Below are 20,049 nucleotides of genomic sequence, written 5' to 3' on the forward strand. Positions count from 1 at the left end.
CGCCCATCCTGCGCGGGTCGTCGGGCCTCGACCAGGCCGCGCTCGACGGGGGGACCGGCAGTACCTGGCTCGGCGACGGCGGGCGGAGGAGCGCCGCGTACTCCTCCGCCCGCGCGCCGTACGCGTCCCGCACCTCGTCCATCCGGTGAGCGTAGGCCGTCTTGAAACGGCGCGCAGCGGGCACTCGGAGGCGCGCGGCACCTCGATGATCCGTCCTCGCGAAGCGCCTCGGGACGCCGGGCGCGAACGCTCACGAGGCAGGCGCGCCAGAACGTCAGAACGCGCCAGCGGACCGTGCCGCAGAGCCGTGCCAACGGCACCGCGGAACGTGCCACGCGCCTCCGAGTGCCCGCTGCGCGCCGTTTCAAGACGGCCTACGCTCACCGGATGGACGAGGTGCGGGACGCGTACGGCGCGCGGGCGGAGGAGTACGCGGCGCTGCTCGGATCGGTCGACGCGGGGCCCGCGGCCGACCGCGAGCTGATCGGGTCGTGGGCCGACGGGCTGGAGGGCACGGTCGCCGATGTGGGCTGCGGGCCCGGGCACTGGACGGAGTTCCTCCAGCGCCGCGGAGCCGCCGCTATCGGCGTCGACCCGGTGCCGGAGTTCGTCGCTCTGGCGCGGGCGCGGTTCCCGGACGTCCCGTTCCGGCTCGGCTCGGCGCTCGAGCTCGACGTCGACGGCCTCGGGGGTGTTCTCTCGTGGTACTCGCTCATCCACCTGCCGCCGGCGGAGCTGCCCGGCGCGGTCGCGGCGCTCGCCGCGCACCTCCGACCGGGCGGAAGCCTGCTGATCGGCTTCTTCGAAGGGCCGCGCACGGAGGCGTTCGCGCACGCCGTCGCACCGGCGTGGTTCCATCCGCTCGCCGAGATGCGCGCCCTCGCCGAGCAGGCCTGCCTCGAGGTGACCCACTCGCTCCGCCGCAGCGCCCCCGGCGTCCGCGACCACGGCGAGCTGATCGCTGTACTCCCGCGCTGACGCCGAGCTGATCGCCGGCCTCTGATCCGGACGCCGCCGACGCCGCGCTGGTTCCGTGCTGACGGCACCCGCTCCCGCTGGTCACCGGCGGCCGACGTCCCGGCCCACCGCATCCCGCCGAGACACCACCGCCCCGCCGAGGCGCCGCCGTCTCAGCGGTGCTTCGGCGATCCCGGCGGTGTATCGGCGGACGAGGGCCGCCGCGCCTAGAGGCGGTCGGCGCGCCACTCCGTGGGGATCTCCTCGCCGCGGCGGAACGCCTCCTCCTCGCGCTCGCGCAGCTCGACGCGGCGGATCTTGCCCGAGATCGTCTTGGGCAGGGGGTGGAACTCGACGCGCCGCACCCGCTCGAAGGAGGAGAGCAGCTCGCGGGTGTGGGCGAAGATCGCGCTCGCCGTCTCGGCGGTCGGCTCCCAGCCGTCGGCGAGGGTGACGTAGGCCTTCACCACGCTGTGGCGCACCTCGTCCGGAGCCGGGACCACTGCGGACTCGGCGACGGCGGGGTGCTGCAGCAGCACGCTCTCGACCTCGAACGGCGAGATCTTGAAGTCGGAGGACTTGAAGATGTCGTCGGTGCGGCCGACGAAGGTGATCGTGCCGTCGACCCCGCGGACCGCCACGTCGCCGGTGTGGAAGTAGCCGTCCGCGCGGGCGCGCTCGGTGCGGTCCTCGTCGCCGAGGTAGCCGGACATCAGGTTGACGGGTTCGACGGACAGGTCGAGGCAGATCTCACCGGTGGAGGCGGGCTCGCCGGTCAGCGGATCGACGAGGGCGATGGCGACGCCGGGCAGCGCGCGGCCCATCGCTCCGGGGACCACGGGGGCGCCGGGCGGGTTCGCGATGATCGCGGTGGTCTCGGTCTGGCCGTAGCCGTCGCGGATGGTGAGTCCCCACTCCCGCTCGACGGTCGCGATGACCTCGGGGTTGAGCGGCTCGCCCGCCGAGAGGATCTCGGTCAGCGCGCGCGGCTTCGCTCCCAGCGCCGACTGGATCAGCATCCGCCACACGGTCGGCGGCGCGCAGAACGTGGTGACCTCGGCCCGGTCGAGCTGCTGGTGCAGAGCGGTGGGGGAGAAGCGGCTGTAGTTGTAGACGAACACCGTCGCCTCGGCGTTCCACGGCGCGAAGAAGCAGCTCCACGCGTGCTTGCCCCAGCCCGGCGAGCTGATCGCCATGTGCACGTCGCCCGGCTGCACGCCGAGCCAGTACATCGTGCTGAGGTGCCCGACGGGGTACGACTCGTGCGTGTGCACGACCATCTTGGGCTTCGAGGTGGTGCCGGAGGTGAAGTAGATCAGGCACGGATCGGAGCTCTGGACGACCACGGTCGGGCTGATGCCGAAGGGCTCGAGCGAGTCGGCGTAGTCGAGCCAGCCCTCGACGGCGCCGCCGACCGCGATGCGGCCGAAGCCGCCCTCCATCTCGTCGAACTTGGCGGTCTCGGAGGCGTCCGCGATGACGTGCGCGACCTCGCCGCGCTCGAGGCGGTCGGCCAGGTCGGCGGGTGAGAGCAGGGTCGTCGTGGGGAGGATGACCGCGCCGAGCTTCATGATCGCGAGCATCGACTCCCAGAGCTCGAGGCGGTTGCCGAGCATGAGCATCACGTGATCGCCCTGCTCGACGCCGACCGAGTGGAGCCAGGCGGCGACCTCGTCGGAGCGCCAGCGCATCCGGTCGAAGGAGTACTTCTCCTCGGAGCCGTCCTCCTCCACGATCCAGAGGGCGGGGCGCTCGTTGCCGATGGCGATCGCGTCGAACCAGTCCACCGCCCAGTTGAAGCGGGGCCCGACGTCCGGCCACTGGAAGGCCTCGTTCGCGGCGACCGCATCGCGGCGGTGCTGCAGGAGGGTGTCGCGGGCGGCGCGGAAGCTCCCGGTGGGGTTCATGCATGTCTCCGTAGCGGTCGAGGTCCGGCCGCTGGCGGGACCGACCCCCATTCTGCTCCCGCTGCGGTGCCGGGTGCTGCGTGGGGGAGGCCCGGTGGGGATGTCCGTCGGAGGGAGCACCTGTGGAGGAGCGGTCGAGTCCGTTTCGCGAAGGACGCGGCGTCAGCGGGAGAGCGGAGGGCTCGCCCGCCGCAGCAGGCGCTCCCTCCGCTCCCTCCGCGGGACCTCAGTACTTGATGGACTGACCGCCGTCGATCGGGAGGACGGTCGCGTTCACGTACGAGGCGTCGTCCGAGAGGAGGAAGGCGACGACCGAGGCGATCTCGTCGGCCTCGCCGTAGCGCTTGGTCGGGTTGACCTGGATGAACTCCTCGGCCGCCTTGCGCGGGTTCTGCGGGTCGAGCTGCTTCATCGAGTTCTCGACCATCGGGGTCCAGATGGCCCCGGGCGCGATCGCGTTGATGCGGATGCCGAACTCGCCGTACTCGATCGCGGAGTTGCGGGTGAGGCCGACGACGCCGTGCTTGGCGGCCGCGTAGCCGGACTGGTTGCCGATCGCGGTGATGCCGCCGACGCTCGCGGTGTTGACGACCATGCCCGAGCCCTGCTCGCGCATCACCTTCAGCACCTTCTCGAGGCCGAGGAACACGCCGCGGAGGTTGATCGCGACGACCTTGTCGAACTCGTCGGCCGTGAAGTTCTCGGTGAGGTTCTGGCGGCCCTCGATGCCGGCGTTGTTGAAGAAGCCGTCGATCCGGCCGAAGGCCTCGAGGGTGCGCGCGACATAGGCGTCCACGTCCGCCTCCTTCGACACGTCGGCGAGGACGGTGATCGACTCGGTGCCCTCGGGCAGGACGTCGACCGTGGCGGCGAGGCCCTGCTCGGAGATGTCGACGAGGGCGAGCTTCGCGCCCTCCTGGGCGAGGCGGACGGCTGCGGCGCGGCCCAGGCCGGATCCACCTCCGGTGATGAGGACGACGCGGTCGGTGAAGCGGGTGCTGGTGGTGGTCATGACGACTCCTGCTCGAAGAGGGATGGGCTCGGAGGCCGTGTGGTCGGCGAGTCCGTATCCATGCGTCTGCATGCAATTGGCTCCACGATACTCCACAGGTGTCGGTTGAGTCTGAGTGCGCGGTCAGGGATGGAGTGATCCGGGCTGCGGGCGCCCGCAGTCGAGCCCGGTGGACCCTCGCGAGCGGGGCCGCAGGATCCGACGCGAGCACTCGGGTTCTGGGCAGAGCCGCCCCCGACCCCGATCCGCCTGGCCGCCGCTTCCGGGCGACCGAGCCGCACCGGCCGAGCAGGCGAATCGCCGAGCCGCCCCGGCCGAGCAGGCGAGTCGCCTGGCCGCGGCCGATCCGCCGCTCGCCCGCCTACAGGTGCGGCTGCCCCGTCGAGGCGCTCGTCCCGCCGTCAACGGCCAGGATCGCGCCGGTGATGTACGCCGCGTCCGCGCTGGCGAGGAACAGCACCGGCGGGGCGATGTCGTCCGGCTGCCCGGGGCGCCCGAGGGCGATGCGGTCGATGAAGGGCGCGAGCTCCTCGGGGGTCGAGGCCATCGACTCGGTCAGCGGCGTCTGCGTGAAGGCGGGGGCGACGGCGTTGACCCGCACACCGTGCGCGCCGAAGTCGAGGGCCAGCGACTGCACGAAGGTCGTGATCGCGCCCTTGGTCGCGTTATAGGCGGCCTGGCCCCAGTCGCCGCGGATGCCCGACACGGAGGAGACGACGACGATGTTGCCGCGGCTCGCCTTGAGGTGGGGGAGCGCTGCCTTCACCGCGTAGAAGAGGGCGTCGACGTTCGTGGCGAAGAGCGAGCGCCAGGCGTCGTCCTCCACCTCATCGATCGGGCCGCCGAGGTGGCCGGCCGCGTTGTTCACGAGGACGTCGATCCCGCCGAACCTCGCGACGGTGCCCTCGACGAGCGCGTCGACCTCGGCTCGGACCGAGACGTCGGTGGGGACGACCAGGACGCGCTCGGCCGGGAAGCCGGCGACGGTCTCCTCGAGCGTGGCGGGGGTGCGCCCGGCGACCGCGACGCTCGCGCCCTGCTCGAGGAAGGCGCGTGCGATGGAGCGGCCGATGCCGGAGCCGGCTCCGGTGACCAGGACGGTGCGTCCGGCGAAGGGGTAGGTGTTCGAGGCGATCATGGCGGTGCCTTCCGGGTGCAGAGGGGCGGCTCGGCGGGGTGCGCCGGGAGCGGCGGGCGTCGGATCCGCCCGGTGCCGATCATCCGCGGCACCCGAGCGGATCGACGGGCCGCCGCGCCGGTACGGAGGAGCTCCCCATCGATCCGCAGCACGGCTCCCGACCCTGGCAACCGCCGCAGAGTGCGGTCCGCGGCCGCGCGGGCTCGGGTAGACCGGAGGGACGCCAGTGGACAGGGGGAACCACCATGGACACCACGAGAACGACCGCTCCGCGCCGGGCGACGGGGCTCCGGGCGGGACGGCGCGCGACCGCGCTGGGCGCCTCGGCACTGCTCGCCGCGCTCGCTCTGAGCGGCTGCACGAGCGGCGCCGACCAGGCGGAGGAGGCGACACCCGCCGCCCCGGGCGCCGCTGCTCCGACGGCCGCTCCGACCGCGACGCCCACCGACGCTCCGCTCGGGCCCGTGACGCTGCCCGAGGGAGCGACCGCCGCCGTGCGGTGGACCGACCAGGTCGGCCCCGTCGATCCGCAGACCGTGAACCTCAGCGGCGATCCGCTGCACATCACCGTCTCGGTCGCCTGCGACACCGCGGACGCCGAGGTGACGATCGAGGTCGTCGGCCTGATGACGAGCGGATCGTCGTGCGTCTACAGCCCGAGCACGACCCGCACCGGCACGGGAGGCGGCAACACGGGCACCATGCAGATCGCCGTCGAGCAGGACGCCGAGATCAGGGTGACGACGGTGCCGGACGACGCGCACTGGTCGGCCGCCGTCTCGACCGGGGCGCGGACGGTCCCCGGGCCCTGACGCCGGCCTGCGCGCTCACGAGAACACAGAAGTCGCGGTGGTCGAGAGCGGCCACCGCGACGTCTGCGTTCTCGAGTCGTCGAGGACGTCAGCCGATCGGGACGCCGAGCTCGGCCATGAACGGCACGGCGTCGACCGCCTCGCCGTCGACCCGCGTCTCGAAGTGCAGGTGGCAGCCGGTGGAGGCGCCGGTCGAGCCGCGCAGCGCGATGACCTGGCCGACGGTGACGGTCTCGCCGACCGACACCATCAGCTCGCTGTTGTGGGCGTAGCCGGTCTCGATGCCGCCGCCGTTGTCGAGCAGGATCCAGTTGCCGTAGCTGCCCTGGTACGACGCCTCCTCGACGGTGCCGCTGGAGGCCGCGAGGACGGGCGTGCCGCAGGCGCCGGCGAGATCGGTTCCCTTGTGGAACAGGTTCACGCCGGCGACCGGCGCGTCGGGGCGGGGGCCGTAGCTGCTGCTGATGTGACCGGAGATCGGGACGACCCACGCTCCGGACGCTCCGGCGGCGGCCGCGGTCGACTCGCCGGAGGTGGCGGTGATCGCGTCGAGGGACGCGGTGGGCACGAGGACCTCGGGCTTGGCCTCGGCGGCGAAGGCGTCGCGGGTGACGCTCTGCTGCACGACTCCGGCCGCCACGAAGCTCTGCGGGCGGGCCGCGGCGACGGCGGTGGCCGTGTCGCGGGTCAGCTCGGAGTCGGCGGTGCCGCCCACGGCGAACGCGGGCATCGTCGACGTGATCGCGATGCCGGCCACGAGGGTCATCGCGGCGACTGCGGAGACGCGGGGGCGCGACGGGCCGCGGGAGGGGCGACGGCTGCGGGACTCCTGCTCACGGAGCGAGCGACGGGTCGGGAGGGCGGACGGACTGCCGGTCTCGGCTCCTGCGGGGGTGGGAGTCGAGGCGCGTGACGAACGGTGCATGCAGAGGAGGTTCCAGGTCTGCCGACGCTCGAGGGGGGAGGCGAGCGCCGGGTGGGGCAGTGGGGCTGATCGCACGGCTGAGCCGATGCGACCCTCCAAACTACCCGCGTTCCGCCGGATCCGACCTGAGAGAAACCTCCGGAGTCAAGCGGTTGAGCGCATCGATCGGCTCTCGATCCGGAGTGGCGGGGGTGCGCCGGGTCGCCGGTGGGCGTGCTCAGCGGTCGGCGGTGAAGACGAGCAGGGCGATCACACCGGCGACCGTCGCCGCGACTCCGGAGCCCAGGCGCCACCACATCCACTTGTCGCGCCTGGGCCCGCGCACGGGACGCCGGAGGCCGGCGCGGCCCTGGTAGCCGCCGGGATCGTGCTGGAAGACCATGCCCCCAGCCTGCCGAACCCGCGCCCGTCGCGGGGTCACTCGCCCGCGACTCCCAGCCGCGAACGGCACCGCAGGGCTGAAGCGAGAGCCGAGGAGAAAGGAGGAGAGGCGGCGACCAGGGGGAAGGGGAGGCGGGACGGCACGGGCGCAGAACGGCCGCCGCCCGCGCGCCTAGCGCGGCCCGGACGCGCTCGCCAGCGGGTTCGCGGGGCGGGTGCCGCTCGGTAGCGTGGGGGAGTCGGCCGGAGCGGTCGACGAGCGGAGGAGCGGACATGGCCGGGACCGGCAAGGATAAGGACGCACGCGACAAGGCGGCGCAGAAGCGCGCGAAGAAGGCGCTGAAGAAGGCCGAGAAGTCGGTGCGCGCGGCGCACGAGGCGGTCCGCGACTCCAGCAAGAAGCTGCGCAAGAAGGCCCGCAAGCTGGCCGAGCAGACCGAGAAGCTCAAGCGGACCCAGGAGAAGGCGGCGAAGAAGGCGGCCGCGGCCGAGAACCGCCCGACCACGCCGAAGCACGCCGCCGAGCCGGCGGTCGGCGCCCTCGACCTCACCCCGCCGCTTCCCGGCTCGCAGGAGCCCGCCGAGGATCAGGAGTCCGCCGAGGACGCCGGTGCCGCGGCCGAGTCCGCCGCCCAGCAGGAGCCGGCCCCCGACTCCGACCCCGCGCACACCCCGGACCTCACCCCGCCGATGCCGCGCTCGGCCTCCTGAGCGCACCCGTCTGAGCGCCGCATGCCGGTGCGGGCTCAGGAGAATCGCACCCGCCGATGCGCCGCCCGCCTGAGAATCCGCACAGGGTACTCGGGCGGGCGTGCCCCGCGAGGTGAACAGCAGGTGAAGCCTCGCGACCACGCCGGAACGCCTCCCGCCGCGGGAGCATCATGTCTGCGTGGATCCCTTCATCCTGCTCGCGCTCGTCGTCGTCACGGCCCTCGCCTTCGACTTCACCAACGGCTTCCATGACACGGCGAACGCGATGGCCACGTCCATCGCGACCGGTGCCCTGAAGCCCCGCACCGCCGTCGCCCTCTCGGCGTCGCTGAACCTCGTCGGTGCGTTCCTCAGCATCGAGGTGGCGCTGACCGTCACCAACGCGGTCGTGAAGATCCAGGACTCCTCGGGCGCACCCGATCCGGCGCTGCTCGAGGACGGCGGTTCGGCTCTGCTGCTGATCGTGCTGGCCGGCCTCATCGGCGGCATCGTCTGGAACCTGCTGACCTGGCTGCTCGGCCTGCCCTCGAGCTCGTCGCACGCCCTCTTCGGCGGCCTGATCGGCTCCGCTCTCGCGGGCCTCGGCCTCAACGGCGTGAACTGGGCCGGCGACGGCACGAAGCTCGACGGCGTCGTCGGCAAGGTGATCCTCCCGGCGCTGATGTCGCCCGTGCTCGCCGGAGCGGTCGCGGCGATCGGCACCTGGCTCGTCTTCCGGGTGATCGGCAACCTCGCCGAGAAGAGCCTCCACCGCGGCTTCCGCTTCGGCCAGATCGGCAGCGCCTCCCTCGTCTCGCTCGCGCACGGCACCAACGACGCGCAGAAGACCATGGGAGTGATCACGCTCGCGCTGATCGCGGCCGGCGGCTGGAGCGACACCGAGTCGGTCCCCTTCTGGGTCAAGCTCAGCTGCGCGCTGGCCATCTCGCTCGGCACCTACATCGGCGGCTGGCGGATCATCCGCACCGTCGGCAAGGGCCTCGTCGAGATCGACACCCCGCAGGGCATGGCCGCCGAGAGCGCCTCCGCCGCGGTCATCCTCGCCTCCAGCCACCTCGGCTTCGCCCTCTCGACCACCCACGTCGCGACCGGCTCGATCCTCGGCTCCGGAGTCGGCCGACCCGGAGCGCAGGTGCGCTGGCGCGTGGCGCTGCGCATGGTGATCGCCTGGGTCATCACGCTCCCGGCCGCCGCTCTCGTCGGCGCCGTGATGTGGTGGATCGGCCACCTCGTCGGAGGCGCGGCCGGCGGCCTCCTGATGGCCGCGATCCTCGTCGCCGTCGCCTCCCTCATCTACATCCGCTCGCGCCGCGACAGCATCGGTGCGCACAACGTCAACGACGAGTGGCAGGACGCGGCGGCACGCCCCGCGCCCGAGACCGCCGGCGTCTGAGCGAAAGGATCCGCACCGTGCTCTCCCTCTTCCTCTCCGCCGCCGGCCAGGTGGCCCTCGTCGCCGTGCTCCTCGGAGCAGGCCTGCCCGTGCTGTTCGCCGTCGGCGTCCGCTCCTTCGCCGTCGCCGCCGGTGCTCCCGCCTCGGGCGGGTCCGACGCCCCCGCGGTCCGGAGCGGTCTGCCCGCCCCGGTGCTGCGCGGGATCGGCGTGCTCTGCTTCGCTCTCGTCGTCGGCTCCGTCGTGATCGGCCTGAGCGTCATCATCGCGACGGGCCTCGGCCAGTCGGTGAGCTTCGAGCACGTGATCCCGACCTTCGTGCCCAAGGGCTGAGCATGGCCTCGACCGATCCGATCGCGGCGCGGGAGGGGATCGTCGCCCGCGTGGTCGGCTGGCTGCGCGCGGGCTACCCGTCCGGCGTGCCGGAGCAGGACTACCTGCCGCTGCTGGGCCTGCTGCGCCGCAGCCTCACGACGGACGAGGTCGAGCAGGTCGTCGCGCGGCTCCTGTCGGAGTCGGAGCGGGCCGAGACGGTCGTCTCACGGGCCGTGGTCCGCGAGCGGATCGAGCAGCTGCTGCTCGGACCGGCGATGCCCGAGGACGTCGCCCGCGTCTCCTCACGGCTCGCGAAGGCGGGCTGGCCGCTGGCGGGCCCGGAGTCGCTGGCCGAGCCGGACACCCGCGAGGGCCTCGTCACGCGCATCGTCCGCTGGCTGCGCGCCGGCTACCCGGCCGGGCTGCCCGAGCAGGACTTCGTGCCGCTGCTGGCGCTCCTCCGCCGCCGTCTGAGCGACGAGGAGGTGGCCGAGGTGGCCGCCGGTCTCGCCGCCGACGCGCCCGCCTCCCGCGCGGACGTCGGCACAGCGATCGCCGGAGTGACCTCGGAGCTGCCCTCGGAGGAGGACATCGAGCGCGTGCGCCGGTCGCTGGCCGCGCTGGGCTGGCCGGAGGAGTTCGCGAGCTGACGCGCCGCGGCCCGGGTCTCGGGCCGCAGGAGTCCGCGTGCCGATCCGCCGCTGTCGCCGGCGATCCGGCCGGAGAGGCCGCCGGCCGACCGCGCCGCGATCCCGGGCGGTCCAGCCGTCGAAGGGTGACCCCGCCGGGACCAGGACGCGGACGCTGCAGCGGGCCGGGCCCGCCGTGAGCGGGCGGGACGAGCGCTGGAGCGTGTCCTCGGGCGGGCGACAGGCGGCCGCCCGGTCGGCAGGGGAGTCGCGGGGTCACGACGCGCGCCGTCCGCCGTCCTAGGTTCGGCCCGGGTCCGGATCGGCTGCGCAGCCGGCTGCCGGACCGCAGCCCGACCGGAAGGACACCCCATGCCCGCACCCACCATCGTCCTCGTCCACGGAGCGTTCGCCGACGCCGCGAGCTTCGCCCCGGTCACGCGGATCCTGCTCGACGCCGGCCACGCCGTGCGCGTCCCGGCCGTGCCGAACCGCAGCCTGCTGGGCGACGCGGAGTACCTCCGCTCCTTCGTGGAGCAGCTCGACGGGCCGGTCCTGCTGGCGGGCCACTCCTACGGCGGCGCCGTGATCACGGTGGCGGGCGCCGCCGAGAACGTGGTCGGCCTCGTCTACCTCGCGGCCTACGCGCTCGAGGAGGGGGAGAGCCTCGGGCAGCTGCAGGGAGCCTTCCCCGACTCCGACCTGCCGGCGAACCTCGTCTACACCCCGTTCCCGATCGACGGAGCGGAGCCGGGCACGGACGTGTCGGTCGCGGTGTCGGCGTTCCCGGAGGTGTTCGCGGCCGGGATCGATCCGGCCGAGGCGGCCGTGCTCGCGGTCGGCCAGCGCCCGCTCGCCGCTCTGGCCTTCGGTGAGGCCGCTCCCGTCGCCGCCTGGCGGACCCGGCCGAGCTGGGGCGTCGTCGCGGCCGCGGACCGGACGATCAATCCGGACGTCGAGCGGTTCGGCTACCGGCGGGCGGGCGTGCGCTCGGTCGTCGAGCTCGACGCGCCGCACCTGGTGATGCGCTCGCACCCGGAGGAGGTCGCGCGGGTCATCGCCGACGCCGCGGCGGAGCTGAGCTGACCGCGGATTCTTACCGATCGCGGAGGGGTGCGCTGCGTTCCCGCCGCGCACCGCCCCCACCCGGAAGCACGCCCCGCCGATCTAGGTACTCCCGCCGCGGATCTAGGTCGGCGTCGCGTGGAGTCGGGCCCGCCTCCTCCCTAGCCTCGAAGGGAGAGAAGGGCGGGATCGTGGACACGGACACCGCGCGGCTCGGCGCCTACCTCCGGGGGCACCGCGACCGGCTGCGCCCCGACGAGGTCGGCCTGGGCGCCGACGGCAGGCGCCGCGTCAGCGGGCTGCGCCGCCAGGAGGTCGCCGTGCTCGCGGGGATCAGCCCGGACTACTACCTGCGGCTCGAGCAGGGCAAGGACCGCCGCCCCTCGGCGCAGGTCCTGGACGCTCTGGCCCGGGCGTTCCGTCTCGACGCGGACGGGCGCGACTACCTCTTCCGGCTCGGCGGACACGCCGCGCCGCGCCGCTCACCGGGCTGGGCGCAGGCCGGGCCGACCCCGGCGCAGGTCGGCAGCCTGACGAGCATGGTCTCGTCCTGGACCACGACGCCCGCCTACGTGGTCGACCGCTACCTGGACCTCGTCGCCGTGAACGAGCTCGGCCGCCTGTTCCTCCCCCTGGCCTGCGAGCAGGGGACCAACATGATCGAGGCCGTCGTCGACGCCGCGGCGCTCGAGACCGACGCCGAGCGGCACGAGGACTGGGACCGCACGATCGCCGTGATGACGGCCGCCCTCCGCTTCCACTCCGACCCGGCGGACCCGCGTCTGCGGGTCCTGGTCGCCTCGCTCGGAGGCCGCTCGCGGGTGTTCCGCCGCGTCTGGGCGAGCCAGGAGGCGTATCCGCTCCGCGAGGGCTCGTCGCCGGTGCGCGTCGACCCCTTCGGCTTCATCGCCTTCCGCTGGCAGACCCTGGAGGTGCACGGAGGCGACCACTTCCTGACCTCCTTCTTCGGCGCCCCCGGCAGCGCCGCGGCCGCCGCGATCGATTTCATCCGGGCCCGCCACCGGGTCGAGGAGTGTCTGCGCGAGGGTGCGATACTCGACGCGTGAAGCGGGACGCGCTCGTCGTCGGTCGGGGATCGGAGCTCGCGCGGCTCCGTCTGATGGTCGACGGCATCGCCGCCCACGGGTCGGCGCTCGTCATCGACGGGGACGCCGGGGTCGGCAAGACCACCCTGGTCGAGGAGGTCGTCGCCTACGCCCGCGCACGCGATGTGCGGGTGCTGCGCACCGCGGGCTCCGCAGCGGAGTCGGGCGACCAGTACGCGGCGCTGCAGCTCCTCCTGCACCCGCTCCGCCCGGGCCTCGACGGCCTGCCCCTGCCGCAGCGGGACGCGCTCCGCGTGGCCTTCCATCTGGCGGACGGAGTGCAGCCGACGCCGCTCCTGGCCGGCCTCTCGGCCCTGACCCTCCTGAGCGACGCCGCCGCCGATCGGCCCCTGCTGGTCGTCGTCGAGGACCTGCACCGGATCGACCCGGAGTCGGCGTGGGCGCTGCGGATGCTCGCCCGGCGCATCGGCGAGGACCGCGTCGTCGTCGTGATGACCACGAGGGACCGGCCCGAGGAGGACTCCGGCCTCGAGCACCTCCACCTCGGGCCGCTGTCGGCCGCCGACTCGGCCGCCCTCCTGGACACGCTCCCGCATCCTCCTCGCGGCGCCGCCCGGCGCGCTCTGCTCGACCTCGCCCGCGGGAATCCGCTCGCCCTGGTGGAGCTGACCGGACGCGACCCGTCGGCCGACGAGGCGGAGGACCGCGCGGTGACCGGACGCCTCGAGTCGGCCTTCGCCGAGCGCTTCGCGGAGCTCGACCAGCCCTCGCGGCTCGCCGTGCTGGCCGTGGCGCTGGGCGACGTCGCGACGGCGGAGGAGGCGAGCCGGCTGGCGAACCTGGCGATCGGCCGCCACCCCGACCCCTCCTGGATCGACCGGGCCGTCGCCGCGTCGCTGCTCAGCTGGACGCCGGGGAGCGGACTCCGCTTCCGGCACCCTCTCGTGCAGTCCGCGGTGACGAGCGTGAGCCGCCCCTCCGAGCGCGCGGCCGTGCTCCGCACGCTCGTCCATGAGCACCGCGACGACCCGAGCCGGACGCTCTGGTGGCGGTCGGAGCTCGCGACCGGCTCTGACGGGCCGGTCGGCGAGGAGCTCGCCGGTCTCGCGGCGTCGGGCCTCGCGACGGGCGACGTCGTCCTGGCGGCTCAGGCGATGGAGCGGGCGGCGGAGCTGACCCCCGCGGGGCCGCTGCGCGTCTCGCGCCTGATCGACGCGGCCGAGTACTCCGGGCTCGCCGGCCGGACCGCGGAGGCGGCGCTGCTCGTGCACCGCGCGGCGGTCGAGACCGTCGATCCGGTGCTCACCGCCCGCGCCGCCTGGACGCGCGAGACGCTGCCGACCGGGCGCACGGCACTCTCGCGGGGCGACCTCTCGCCCGCGCTCGCCGCAGTGACGGCGCTGCAGAGCCACGGAGCCGTCGACGCCGCGACCGCCGCGCTCCTGCACCTCGCCGCCATCGCCTGGGACCACAACCGCGAGGCGTCGCCGGGGGAGCCGATGATCCAGGCGGTGCGCGCGCTCGCCCTCGACGACTCCGACCCGCGCGCCGTCCTGCTCGCGGCGGTCACCGAGCCGATCGCCCGCGGCGACGAGGTCGTCCGCCGGGCGCTCGCGGCGGCCGGCGGGGCGAGCGGTCCGGAGGAGGCGTGGTGGCTCGGCTACGCGCTGAACACGGCGGGCGAGGTCGAGGTCGCCCGGGAGCTCCTGGAGGAGGCGATCACGGGGCTCCGCGCGCGCGGCGACATCCGGATCCTCCCGCAGGCGCTCCTCGCCGCCTCGATGACCACGTCGCTCGCCGGCCGCTTCTCGCGCGCCCGCTCCTTCGCCGAGGAGGCGCTCGTCCTCGGGAGCGACCTGGGGGACGTCGGCTTCGAGACCGCGTCCCGGGCCTGCCTGGCCTGGTTCGACGCGATGGAGGGCGTCGCGCCCGATCCCGAGGCGATCAGCGCGGGCAGCGCGATCGGCGCGGCCGTCCTCTGCTCGAGCGTGATGCGGGCGACGCTCCGCGGATCGCGAGCGGCGGTGGCGGTCCTCGAGTCGCGACCGGGCGACGCCGTGCCGGAGCTCCTGCCCCTCCTCGACACGGACGACGACTCCCTGAACCCCGGCTTCGCGATCCTGACCACGCCCGATCTCGTCGACGCGGCTCTCGCGATCGGGGACGTCGGAGTCGTGCGCCTGCACGCCGCGAGGCTGGAATCGCTCTTCGAGCGCTGGCACCAGCCGATGATCGAGGCGGCCCTCCGGTACGCGCAGATCGCCGTGGCGCTCGCCGACGGAGCGCCGGACGCCGCGGCCGGGCTGCTCCGCCGGACTCCGCCGCCGCTCCCGTACGTGCGGGCGCGGGCGCTGCTGCTCGTGGGCGACGGGCTGCGCCGGGCCGGTCAGGCGGCGGAGGCGCGGCCCCTCCTCCGCGAGTCGCTGGCGATGCTCGAGGAGCTGCCGATCCGCGCCTGGGCCGATCGGGCCCGTGACGCGCTCCGGGCCGCCGGAGGGAGGATCGCCGACGCGCCGTCGCCGGCCGCGGCCACGCTGACCCCGCAGGAGCTGCGCATCTGCGCTCTCGCGAGCACGGGGCTGTCGAACCGCGCGATCGCGCAGAACCTGTTCCTCTCGCCGCGCACGGTCGGCGCGCACCTGTACGCGGCGTACCGCAAGCTCGGGATCGGCGGGCGGGGCGAGCTCGCCGCGGTGCTCGGGAGGGACGCGGGCGCCGACGTCTGAGGCCGGACTCCGCTCGCAGGGGCGCCGGGACCCACTCCGAGCGCAGACGCGCAGGCGCGCCCCGGAACGGCCGGGACGCGCCTGCGAGCGTGCCTCGCTACTCCTGGATGAAGGCCAGCAGGTCGGGGTTGATGACGTCGGCGTGGACGGTCAGCATGCCGTGCGGGTAGCCCTCGTAGATCTTGAGCGTCGAGTTCTGCAGCAGCTCGTGCTGCTTGAGCGAGGCGTCCTTGTAGGGGACGACCTGGTCGTCGTCGCCCTGGGTGACGAGGACGGGGACGGTGATCGCCTTCAGGTCCTCGGTCTGGTCCGTCTCCGAGAAGGCCTTGATGCCCTCGTAGTGCGCGAGCGCGGATCCGGTCATGCCCTGGCGCCACCAGTTGTCGACCACGGGCTGCGAGAGCTCGACCCCCTCGCGGTTGAAGCCGTAGAAGGGCCCGGAGGCCACGGCCTGGTAGAACTCGGCGCGGTTCGCCGCGAGAGCGTCGCGGAAGCCGTCGAACACCGAGATCGGCGTGCCCTCGGGGTTCGCCTCGGTCTGCACCATCAGCGGCGGGACCGACGAGACGAGGACGGCCTTGGCCACGCGGCCCTGGGGCTCGCCGTACTTCGCGACGTAGCGCGCGACCTGGCCGCCTCCGGTGGAGTGGCCGATGTGGATCGCGTTCCGCAGGTCGAGGTGCTCGACGACCGCGTTCACGTCGCTGGCGTAGTGGTCCATGTCGTGTCCGGTGCCGACCTGGGTCGAGCGTCCGTGCCCGCGGCGGTCGGTCGCGATGACGCGGTAGCCGTGCGCGTGGAAGAACAGCATCTGCGCGTCCCAGTCGTCGGACGACAGCGGCCAGCCGTGGTGGAAGACGATGGGCTGCGCGTCGGTGCTGCCCCAGTCCTTGTAGTAGATCTCGACGTCGTCGTCCGTGGTCACAAACGGCATCTTCGAACCTCCGTGCTCGTGTCGATCCCGAGCCCGGCCCGGGTCGTGTCCAAGGTGGTGCCTCCCCGGATGAGGGTGGGGAGCGGCTCCACGATAGGGGCGTGGGAGCGCTCCCTGAAGAGCGCGGGGAGATGTTCCGACGATCGTCCAGACCTGGTCGCATGGGCGGTGGCGAGGCCGCCGGCCGCGCACGCCGTGTGGGGTCGGATGACTCGTGACCGGCACCGCGGACGCTGACAGGATCGCGGCGGACGCGCCCTCCCGCGGCGCGCGGATCGGAGGTCGCGATGCCCACGACGACGCCCACGACGACGGCCCTGCCGACGCCCAGGACAACGACGCCCCGGCCGGCGGTGCTCCGGTGACCGTCGAGGACCGCGTCCCGATCGAGCCGCAGGCGGTCGTCGCTCCGCTCAGCAGGTCCGCCGTCTTCCTCTCGCTCGACATCGTCAGCGGGCAGGACGCCGCGGACCGCGTGCGGGACGTCGTCGCCGACGTGGGCGGGATCCTCCGCGCGGTCGGCTTCCGCGACCTGGGCCTGCGCCTCTCCTGCCTGGTCGGGATCGGGAGCGACGCGTGGGACCGCTTCGGCGGGGAGGGGCGCCCCGCGCAGCTGCACCCGTTCCGGGAGGTGGTCGGCGCGGCGCACACGGCCGTCTCGACGCAGACCGACCTCCTGTTCCACATCCGGGCGGAGCGGGACGACGCCTGCTTCGAGTTCGAGCGCCTCCTGCTCGACGCGCTCGGCGAGGACGTCGTCGTCCGCGACGAGGTGGTCGGCTTCCGCTACTTCGACAACCGCGACCTGCTGGGCTTCGTCGACGGCACCGAGAATCCGACCGGCGAGGCGCTGCCCCGCGTCGCGCTGATCGGCGCGGAGGACGCGGCGTTCGCGGGCGGCAGCTACCTGGTCGTGCAGAAGTACCTGCACGACCTGACGGCGTGGCACGCGCTCACCACCGAGCAGCAGGAGCGGGTCATCGGCCGGAGCAAGGCCGACAACGTCGAGCGCGAGGACGATCCGGCGCAGCTCTCGCACAAGGGGCTCGCGACCGTGGTCGACGCCGGCGGGACCGAGCACGACATCCTCCGCGACAACATGCCCTTCGGCCGGCCCGGCAAGGGCGAGTTCGGCACGTGCTTCCTCGGCCTGGCCGCCGACCTGTCGGTGATCGAGACGATGCTGACGCGGATGTTCGTCGGCGTGCCCGCGGGCCGGCACGACCGCCTCCTCGACTTCTCGACCGCGACGACCGGCGGGGTCTACTTCGTGCCCTCGCGGGACGTGCTCGAGGGCCTGGGCGGCTGACCCGGACCGGTCGTCGGGGCGCGGATCGAGTCGGATGACCGTGGTGCGGCCCGGGCCGGAGCGGTGGGATCGGAGCAGCGCAGGCGCGCAGGACGATCAGCAGGGAGAACGCCGTGGAACCCGACGACAGCACCGCTCCGCACCACGAGACCCCCGGTTTCGGAGACCCGGACCTCCCCCAGGAGGGGATCGTGAACACCGAGGGCGATCCCTCGGCGAACACGATGACCGGCCCGCAGAACCGCGTCCTGGAGGGACTGTTCCCGAACCAGATCGCCGCGCCCGCGACGGACATCAGCACGCAGCCGTTCTTCTGGTCCTCCTTCAACATCTCGCCGCGGCGGGTGCAGCGGGGAGGCTGGGCGCGCGAGCTCACGCAGGCCGACTTCGCGATCTCGAACGAGATCGCCGGCGTGAACATGTACCTCGAGGCCGGCGGGATCCGCGAGCTGCACTGGCACCAGAGCGCCGAGTGGGCGCTGATGACCAAGGGGAACTGCCGCATCACCACGCTCAGCCGCACCGGCCGGCCCAGCGTCGACGACGTGCAGGAGGGGGACCTCTGGTACTTCCCGCCCGGCCTGCCGCACTCCCTGCAGGGCCTCGGCCCGGACGGGGCGGAGTTCGTGCTCGCGTTCGACGACGGCGAGCAGTCCGAGAGCAATACGCTCCTGCTCACCGACTGGTTCGCGCACACGCCGCCGAACGTGCTGGCGAAGAACTTCGGCGTCGCGCAGGAGGTCTTCCGCGACATCCCGCTGCACGACCTCTGGATCTTCCCGGGCGACGTGCCCGGCGACCTCCAGGCCGACCGGGCCGCGGCCGGGGTGCAGGACGGCGACGAGGCGGTGATCTTCCGGCTCTCCCGCTCCGAGCCCGTGTACCAGAACAGCGGCGGCCGGATCCAGATCGCCGACAGCACGAACTTCCCGGCCTCGCGCACGGTCTCGGCCGCGCTGACGACCGTCGAGCCCGGCTCGATGCGCGAGCTGCACTGGCACCCCAACGCCGACGAGTGGCAGTACTACCTCCGCGGATCCGCTCGGATGACCGTCTTCAACACCGGCCCGCACGCCAACACGACCGACTTCCACGCCGGAGACGTGGGCGTCGTGCGCCGCAACTTCGGCCACTACGTGGAGAACACCGGCGACGACACGCTCGTCTACATCGAGACCTTCAAGAGCTCCCGTTACGAGGAGGTGTCGCTCGCCCAGTGGCTGAGCCACCTGCCGCCGTCGCTGGTCGCGCAGCACCTGAACATCCCGGAGGAGGTGCTGGCGACCTTCCCGCCCGGGACGCAGGGGATCACTCCGTTGCGCTGAGGGAGGGACGCGCGGAGGGGACGGGGACATGGCGGAGGATCACGAGGCGGCGCTCCTGCCGTGGGCGGGGAGGGCGGCGGTGCTGCTGGACCGGCACCTGCGGGTGCTGGCCGCGACTCCGCTCGCGCGGGCGCTCTCGCCCGCCTTCGCCCCAGGAGTGAGCATCGCCCGCTTCACCTTCCTGGACTCGTCCGAGGTCGAGGACCTGCCCTGCTGGGGGTCCGCCGCCGATCAGGTCGCGGCGATGCTCCGCGACTCGCTCGAGCGGCATCGGGGGGACCGGGAGTTCCTGACGGTCGTCGGGGAGCTCTCGGCGAGGAGCCCGCGGTTCGCGGACTCGTGGGCGGCCGGGGCGGAGGCCGACGCACGCGGGTCGGTCGTGTTCCTCGACACCGCGGTCGGCTCCGTTCCGATGGACTACCGGCTGGTCCGGGACGGCGCGCGCCTCCTGCTCCTGTTCGAGGCGGGTGACGCGACGGATCGCGAGGCTCTCGCCCGGCTCGCGGCCACGCGTCAGGCGCCGGCCGGGGCGGCCAGCGCGGTGCCCGCCTCCGGAGCGGGCCGCAGCGAGGCGAGGACGTCGACGGCCGCAGCCGCCGGAGTCCCCGCTGCCGCGAGGTAGGTCACGACGTACCGGCCCGGAGCGCCGGCGAGCTCCAGGGTCTGCATCTCGAGGTCGAGCCAGCCGAACGGCTCGACGTGGACGCGGATCCACCGGTGGGTGAAGGGGCGGACCTGGTACTCGGCCCAGATCGACCGGAACAGCGGATTCTCGACCGAGCACTCGCCGACGATCTCGTGCAGCCGCGGATCGTCGGGGTCGCTGTAGAACCGCAGCGCGGCGATCAGCTCGCGGAAGACCTGGCCCCACGCCTGCAGCTGGTCCGGCGGGTCGCCGTTCGCCACGGCGCGCACGTAGCCGCGGGACGTGGAGAGCAGCATGTTGGCGCCGGGCACGCCCTTGTCGGGGGCGAGACGGCTCATCAGGTCGTTCGCGCCGAGGACGTCGAGGTTGCGGTCGAACGCGTACGCCGGGGTCCTCGGCCAGTGGGCGAGCAGCGACTCCACGCCCTGGCCCGGCGGAGGGGAGTCGGGATCGCGCGGGCCGGGGCGCAGCTGGGCCAGCCGGAAGAGGTAGGCGCGCTCGAACTCGTCGAAGGCGAGCGCCTCGGCGAGGGCGTTCAGCACCTGGTCGGACGGGGCGACCGCGTGCCCCTGCTCGACGCGGAGGTAGTAGTCGCGGCTGATCCGGGCGCGGTCGGCGACCTCCTCGCGGCGCAGGCCCGGCACCCGCCGCCGGGTGCCCGCGGTCGGCACGCCGACCTGCTCCGGCCGCAGCGCCGCCCGGCGAGCGCGGAGGAACTCCGCGAGGGGGCTGCGAGAGCTCATCGTGCGACTCCATCGGATCACCCGCCGCGTCGAGCGGCGGTCGTGCGGGGGTGGG

19 protein-coding genes are annotated in these 20,049 nt (G+C 73.7%); 12 read left to right on the plus strand and 7 right to left on the minus strand.

All coding sequences use genetic code 11. From position 1 onward, the window contains the following. Window positions 1-387 precede the first annotated feature (387 nt). Window positions 388-978 carry a trans-aconitate 2-methyltransferase gene (locus C5C33_RS12145; RefSeq protein ID WP_104261229.1) on the plus strand — a complete coding sequence of 197 codons (591 nt, stop codon included), beginning with the start codon at window positions 388-390 and terminating at the stop codon, window positions 976-978. 206 nt (window positions 979-1,184) lie between these two features. Here the strand turns inward: C5C33_RS12145 and C5C33_RS12150 are convergent, their stop codons facing one another. From C5C33_RS12150 to C5C33_RS12160, 3 genes are all read right to left on the minus strand, one after another. After that, window positions 1,185-2,864 carry an AMP-binding protein gene (locus C5C33_RS12150; RefSeq protein WP_104261230.1) on the minus strand — a complete coding sequence of 560 codons (1,680 nt, stop codon included), beginning with the start codon at window positions 2,862-2,864 and terminating at the stop codon, window positions 1,185-1,187. Between the two features lie 226 nt (window positions 2,865-3,090). Beyond that, a complete protein-coding gene (locus tag C5C33_RS12155; protein WP_258063242.1) occupies window positions 3,091-3,876 on the minus strand; it encodes a glucose 1-dehydrogenase in 786 nt (261 codons plus the stop codon). A gap of 361 nt (window positions 3,877-4,237) precedes the next feature. After that, on the minus strand, window positions 4,238-5,014 hold the full coding sequence (locus tag C5C33_RS12160; protein ID WP_258063720.1) for an SDR family NAD(P)-dependent oxidoreductase: 777 nt from the start codon (window positions 5,012-5,014) through the stop codon (window positions 4,238-4,240). A 245-nt stretch (window positions 5,015-5,259) separates the two neighbouring features. On the opposite strand from C5C33_RS12160, the gene C5C33_RS12165 reads away from it, so the two are divergent. Continuing rightward, window positions 5,260-5,826, plus strand: coding sequence for a hypothetical protein (locus C5C33_RS12165; protein ID WP_104261232.1), 567 nt, complete (start codon window positions 5,260-5,262; stop codon window positions 5,824-5,826). An 88-nt stretch (window positions 5,827-5,914) separates the two neighbouring features. Here C5C33_RS12165 and C5C33_RS12170 read toward each other — a convergent pair whose 3' ends face one another. Beyond that, window positions 5,915-6,592 (minus strand): M23 family metallopeptidase, encoded by a 678-nt coding sequence (locus C5C33_RS12170; protein ID WP_181074628.1) that lies wholly within the window; start codon window positions 6,590-6,592, stop codon window positions 5,915-5,917. 376 nt (window positions 6,593-6,968) lie between these two features. After that, entirely contained in the window at window positions 6,969-7,133 is a 165-nt protein-coding gene (locus tag C5C33_RS18580; protein ID WP_159940529.1) for a hypothetical protein, read from the minus strand. Between the two features lie 272 nt (window positions 7,134-7,405). Between C5C33_RS18580 and C5C33_RS12175 the strand changes: the two genes are divergently transcribed. The 7 genes from C5C33_RS12175 (at window position 7,406) to C5C33_RS12205 (ending at window position 15,037) form a co-directional block, all read left to right on the plus strand. Continuing rightward, the gene (locus C5C33_RS12175; protein WP_104248161.1) at window positions 7,406-7,843 is read left to right on the plus strand and encodes a hypothetical protein; all 438 of its coding nucleotides are present in this window, start codon (window positions 7,406-7,408) and stop codon (window positions 7,841-7,843) included. A gap of 178 nt (window positions 7,844-8,021) precedes the next feature. Beyond that, window positions 8,022-9,236, plus strand: coding sequence for an inorganic phosphate transporter (locus C5C33_RS12180; RefSeq protein WP_104224012.1), 1,215 nt, complete (start codon window positions 8,022-8,024; stop codon window positions 9,234-9,236). Window positions 9,237-9,253: 17 nt separating this feature from the next. After that, window positions 9,254-9,568, plus strand: a complete 315-nt coding sequence (locus tag C5C33_RS12185; protein ID WP_104227380.1) for a hypothetical protein — start codon at window positions 9,254-9,256, stop codon at window positions 9,566-9,568. A 2-nt stretch (window positions 9,569-9,570) separates the two neighbouring features. Then, window positions 9,571-10,200, plus strand: coding sequence for a DUF3349 domain-containing protein (locus tag C5C33_RS12190; protein ID WP_104261233.1), 630 nt, complete (start codon window positions 9,571-9,573; stop codon window positions 10,198-10,200). Between the two features lie 351 nt (window positions 10,201-10,551). Next, window positions 10,552-11,265, plus strand: a complete 714-nt coding sequence (locus C5C33_RS12195; protein WP_104248158.1) for an alpha/beta fold hydrolase — start codon at window positions 10,552-10,554, stop codon at window positions 11,263-11,265. A gap of 170 nt (window positions 11,266-11,435) precedes the next feature. Then, a complete protein-coding gene (locus tag C5C33_RS12200) occupies window positions 11,436-12,311 on the plus strand; it encodes a helix-turn-helix domain-containing protein (protein ID WP_104224008.1) in 876 nt (291 codons plus the stop codon). Then, entirely contained in the window at window positions 12,308-15,037 is a 2,730-nt protein-coding gene (locus C5C33_RS12205) for an AAA family ATPase (protein ID WP_104261235.1), read from the plus strand. Before C5C33_RS12200 ends, C5C33_RS12205 begins: the two co-directional genes overlap by 4 nt. A gap of 97 nt (window positions 15,038-15,134) precedes the next feature. Here C5C33_RS12205 and C5C33_RS12210 read toward each other — a convergent pair whose 3' ends face one another. After that, window positions 15,135-15,971 (minus strand): alpha/beta fold hydrolase, encoded by an 837-nt coding sequence (locus C5C33_RS12210; protein WP_104227375.1) that lies wholly within the window; start codon window positions 15,969-15,971, stop codon window positions 15,135-15,137. 214 nt (window positions 15,972-16,185) lie between these two features. Here C5C33_RS12210 and C5C33_RS12215 point away from each other — a divergent pair, with 214 nt between their 5' ends. The 3 genes from C5C33_RS12215 (at window position 16,186) to C5C33_RS12225 (ending at window position 19,227) form a co-directional block, all read left to right on the plus strand. Beyond that, a complete protein-coding gene (locus C5C33_RS12215) occupies window positions 16,186-17,280 on the plus strand; it encodes a Dyp-type peroxidase (RefSeq protein WP_308471176.1) in 1,095 nt (364 codons plus the stop codon). Between the two features lie 113 nt (window positions 17,281-17,393). Continuing rightward, a complete protein-coding gene (locus C5C33_RS12220; protein ID WP_258069233.1) occupies window positions 17,394-18,605 on the plus strand; it encodes a cupin domain-containing protein in 1,212 nt (403 codons plus the stop codon). Between the two features lie 28 nt (window positions 18,606-18,633). Next, complete coding sequence (locus C5C33_RS12225) at window positions 18,634-19,227, plus strand: hypothetical protein (protein WP_104261236.1); 594 nt, start codon at window positions 18,634-18,636, stop codon at window positions 19,225-19,227. On the opposite strand, the gene C5C33_RS12230 is transcribed toward C5C33_RS12225, so the two are convergent. Further along, window positions 19,119-19,994: a helix-turn-helix transcriptional regulator gene (locus C5C33_RS12230; protein ID WP_104261237.1), complete on the minus strand. Its 876-nt coding sequence runs from the start codon at window positions 19,992-19,994 to the stop codon at window positions 19,119-19,121. The genes C5C33_RS12225 and C5C33_RS12230 overlap by 109 nt on opposite strands. Window positions 19,995-20,049 lie beyond the last annotated feature (55 nt).

It is taken from the genome of Rathayibacter sp. AY1H3 (assembly GCF_002932015.1).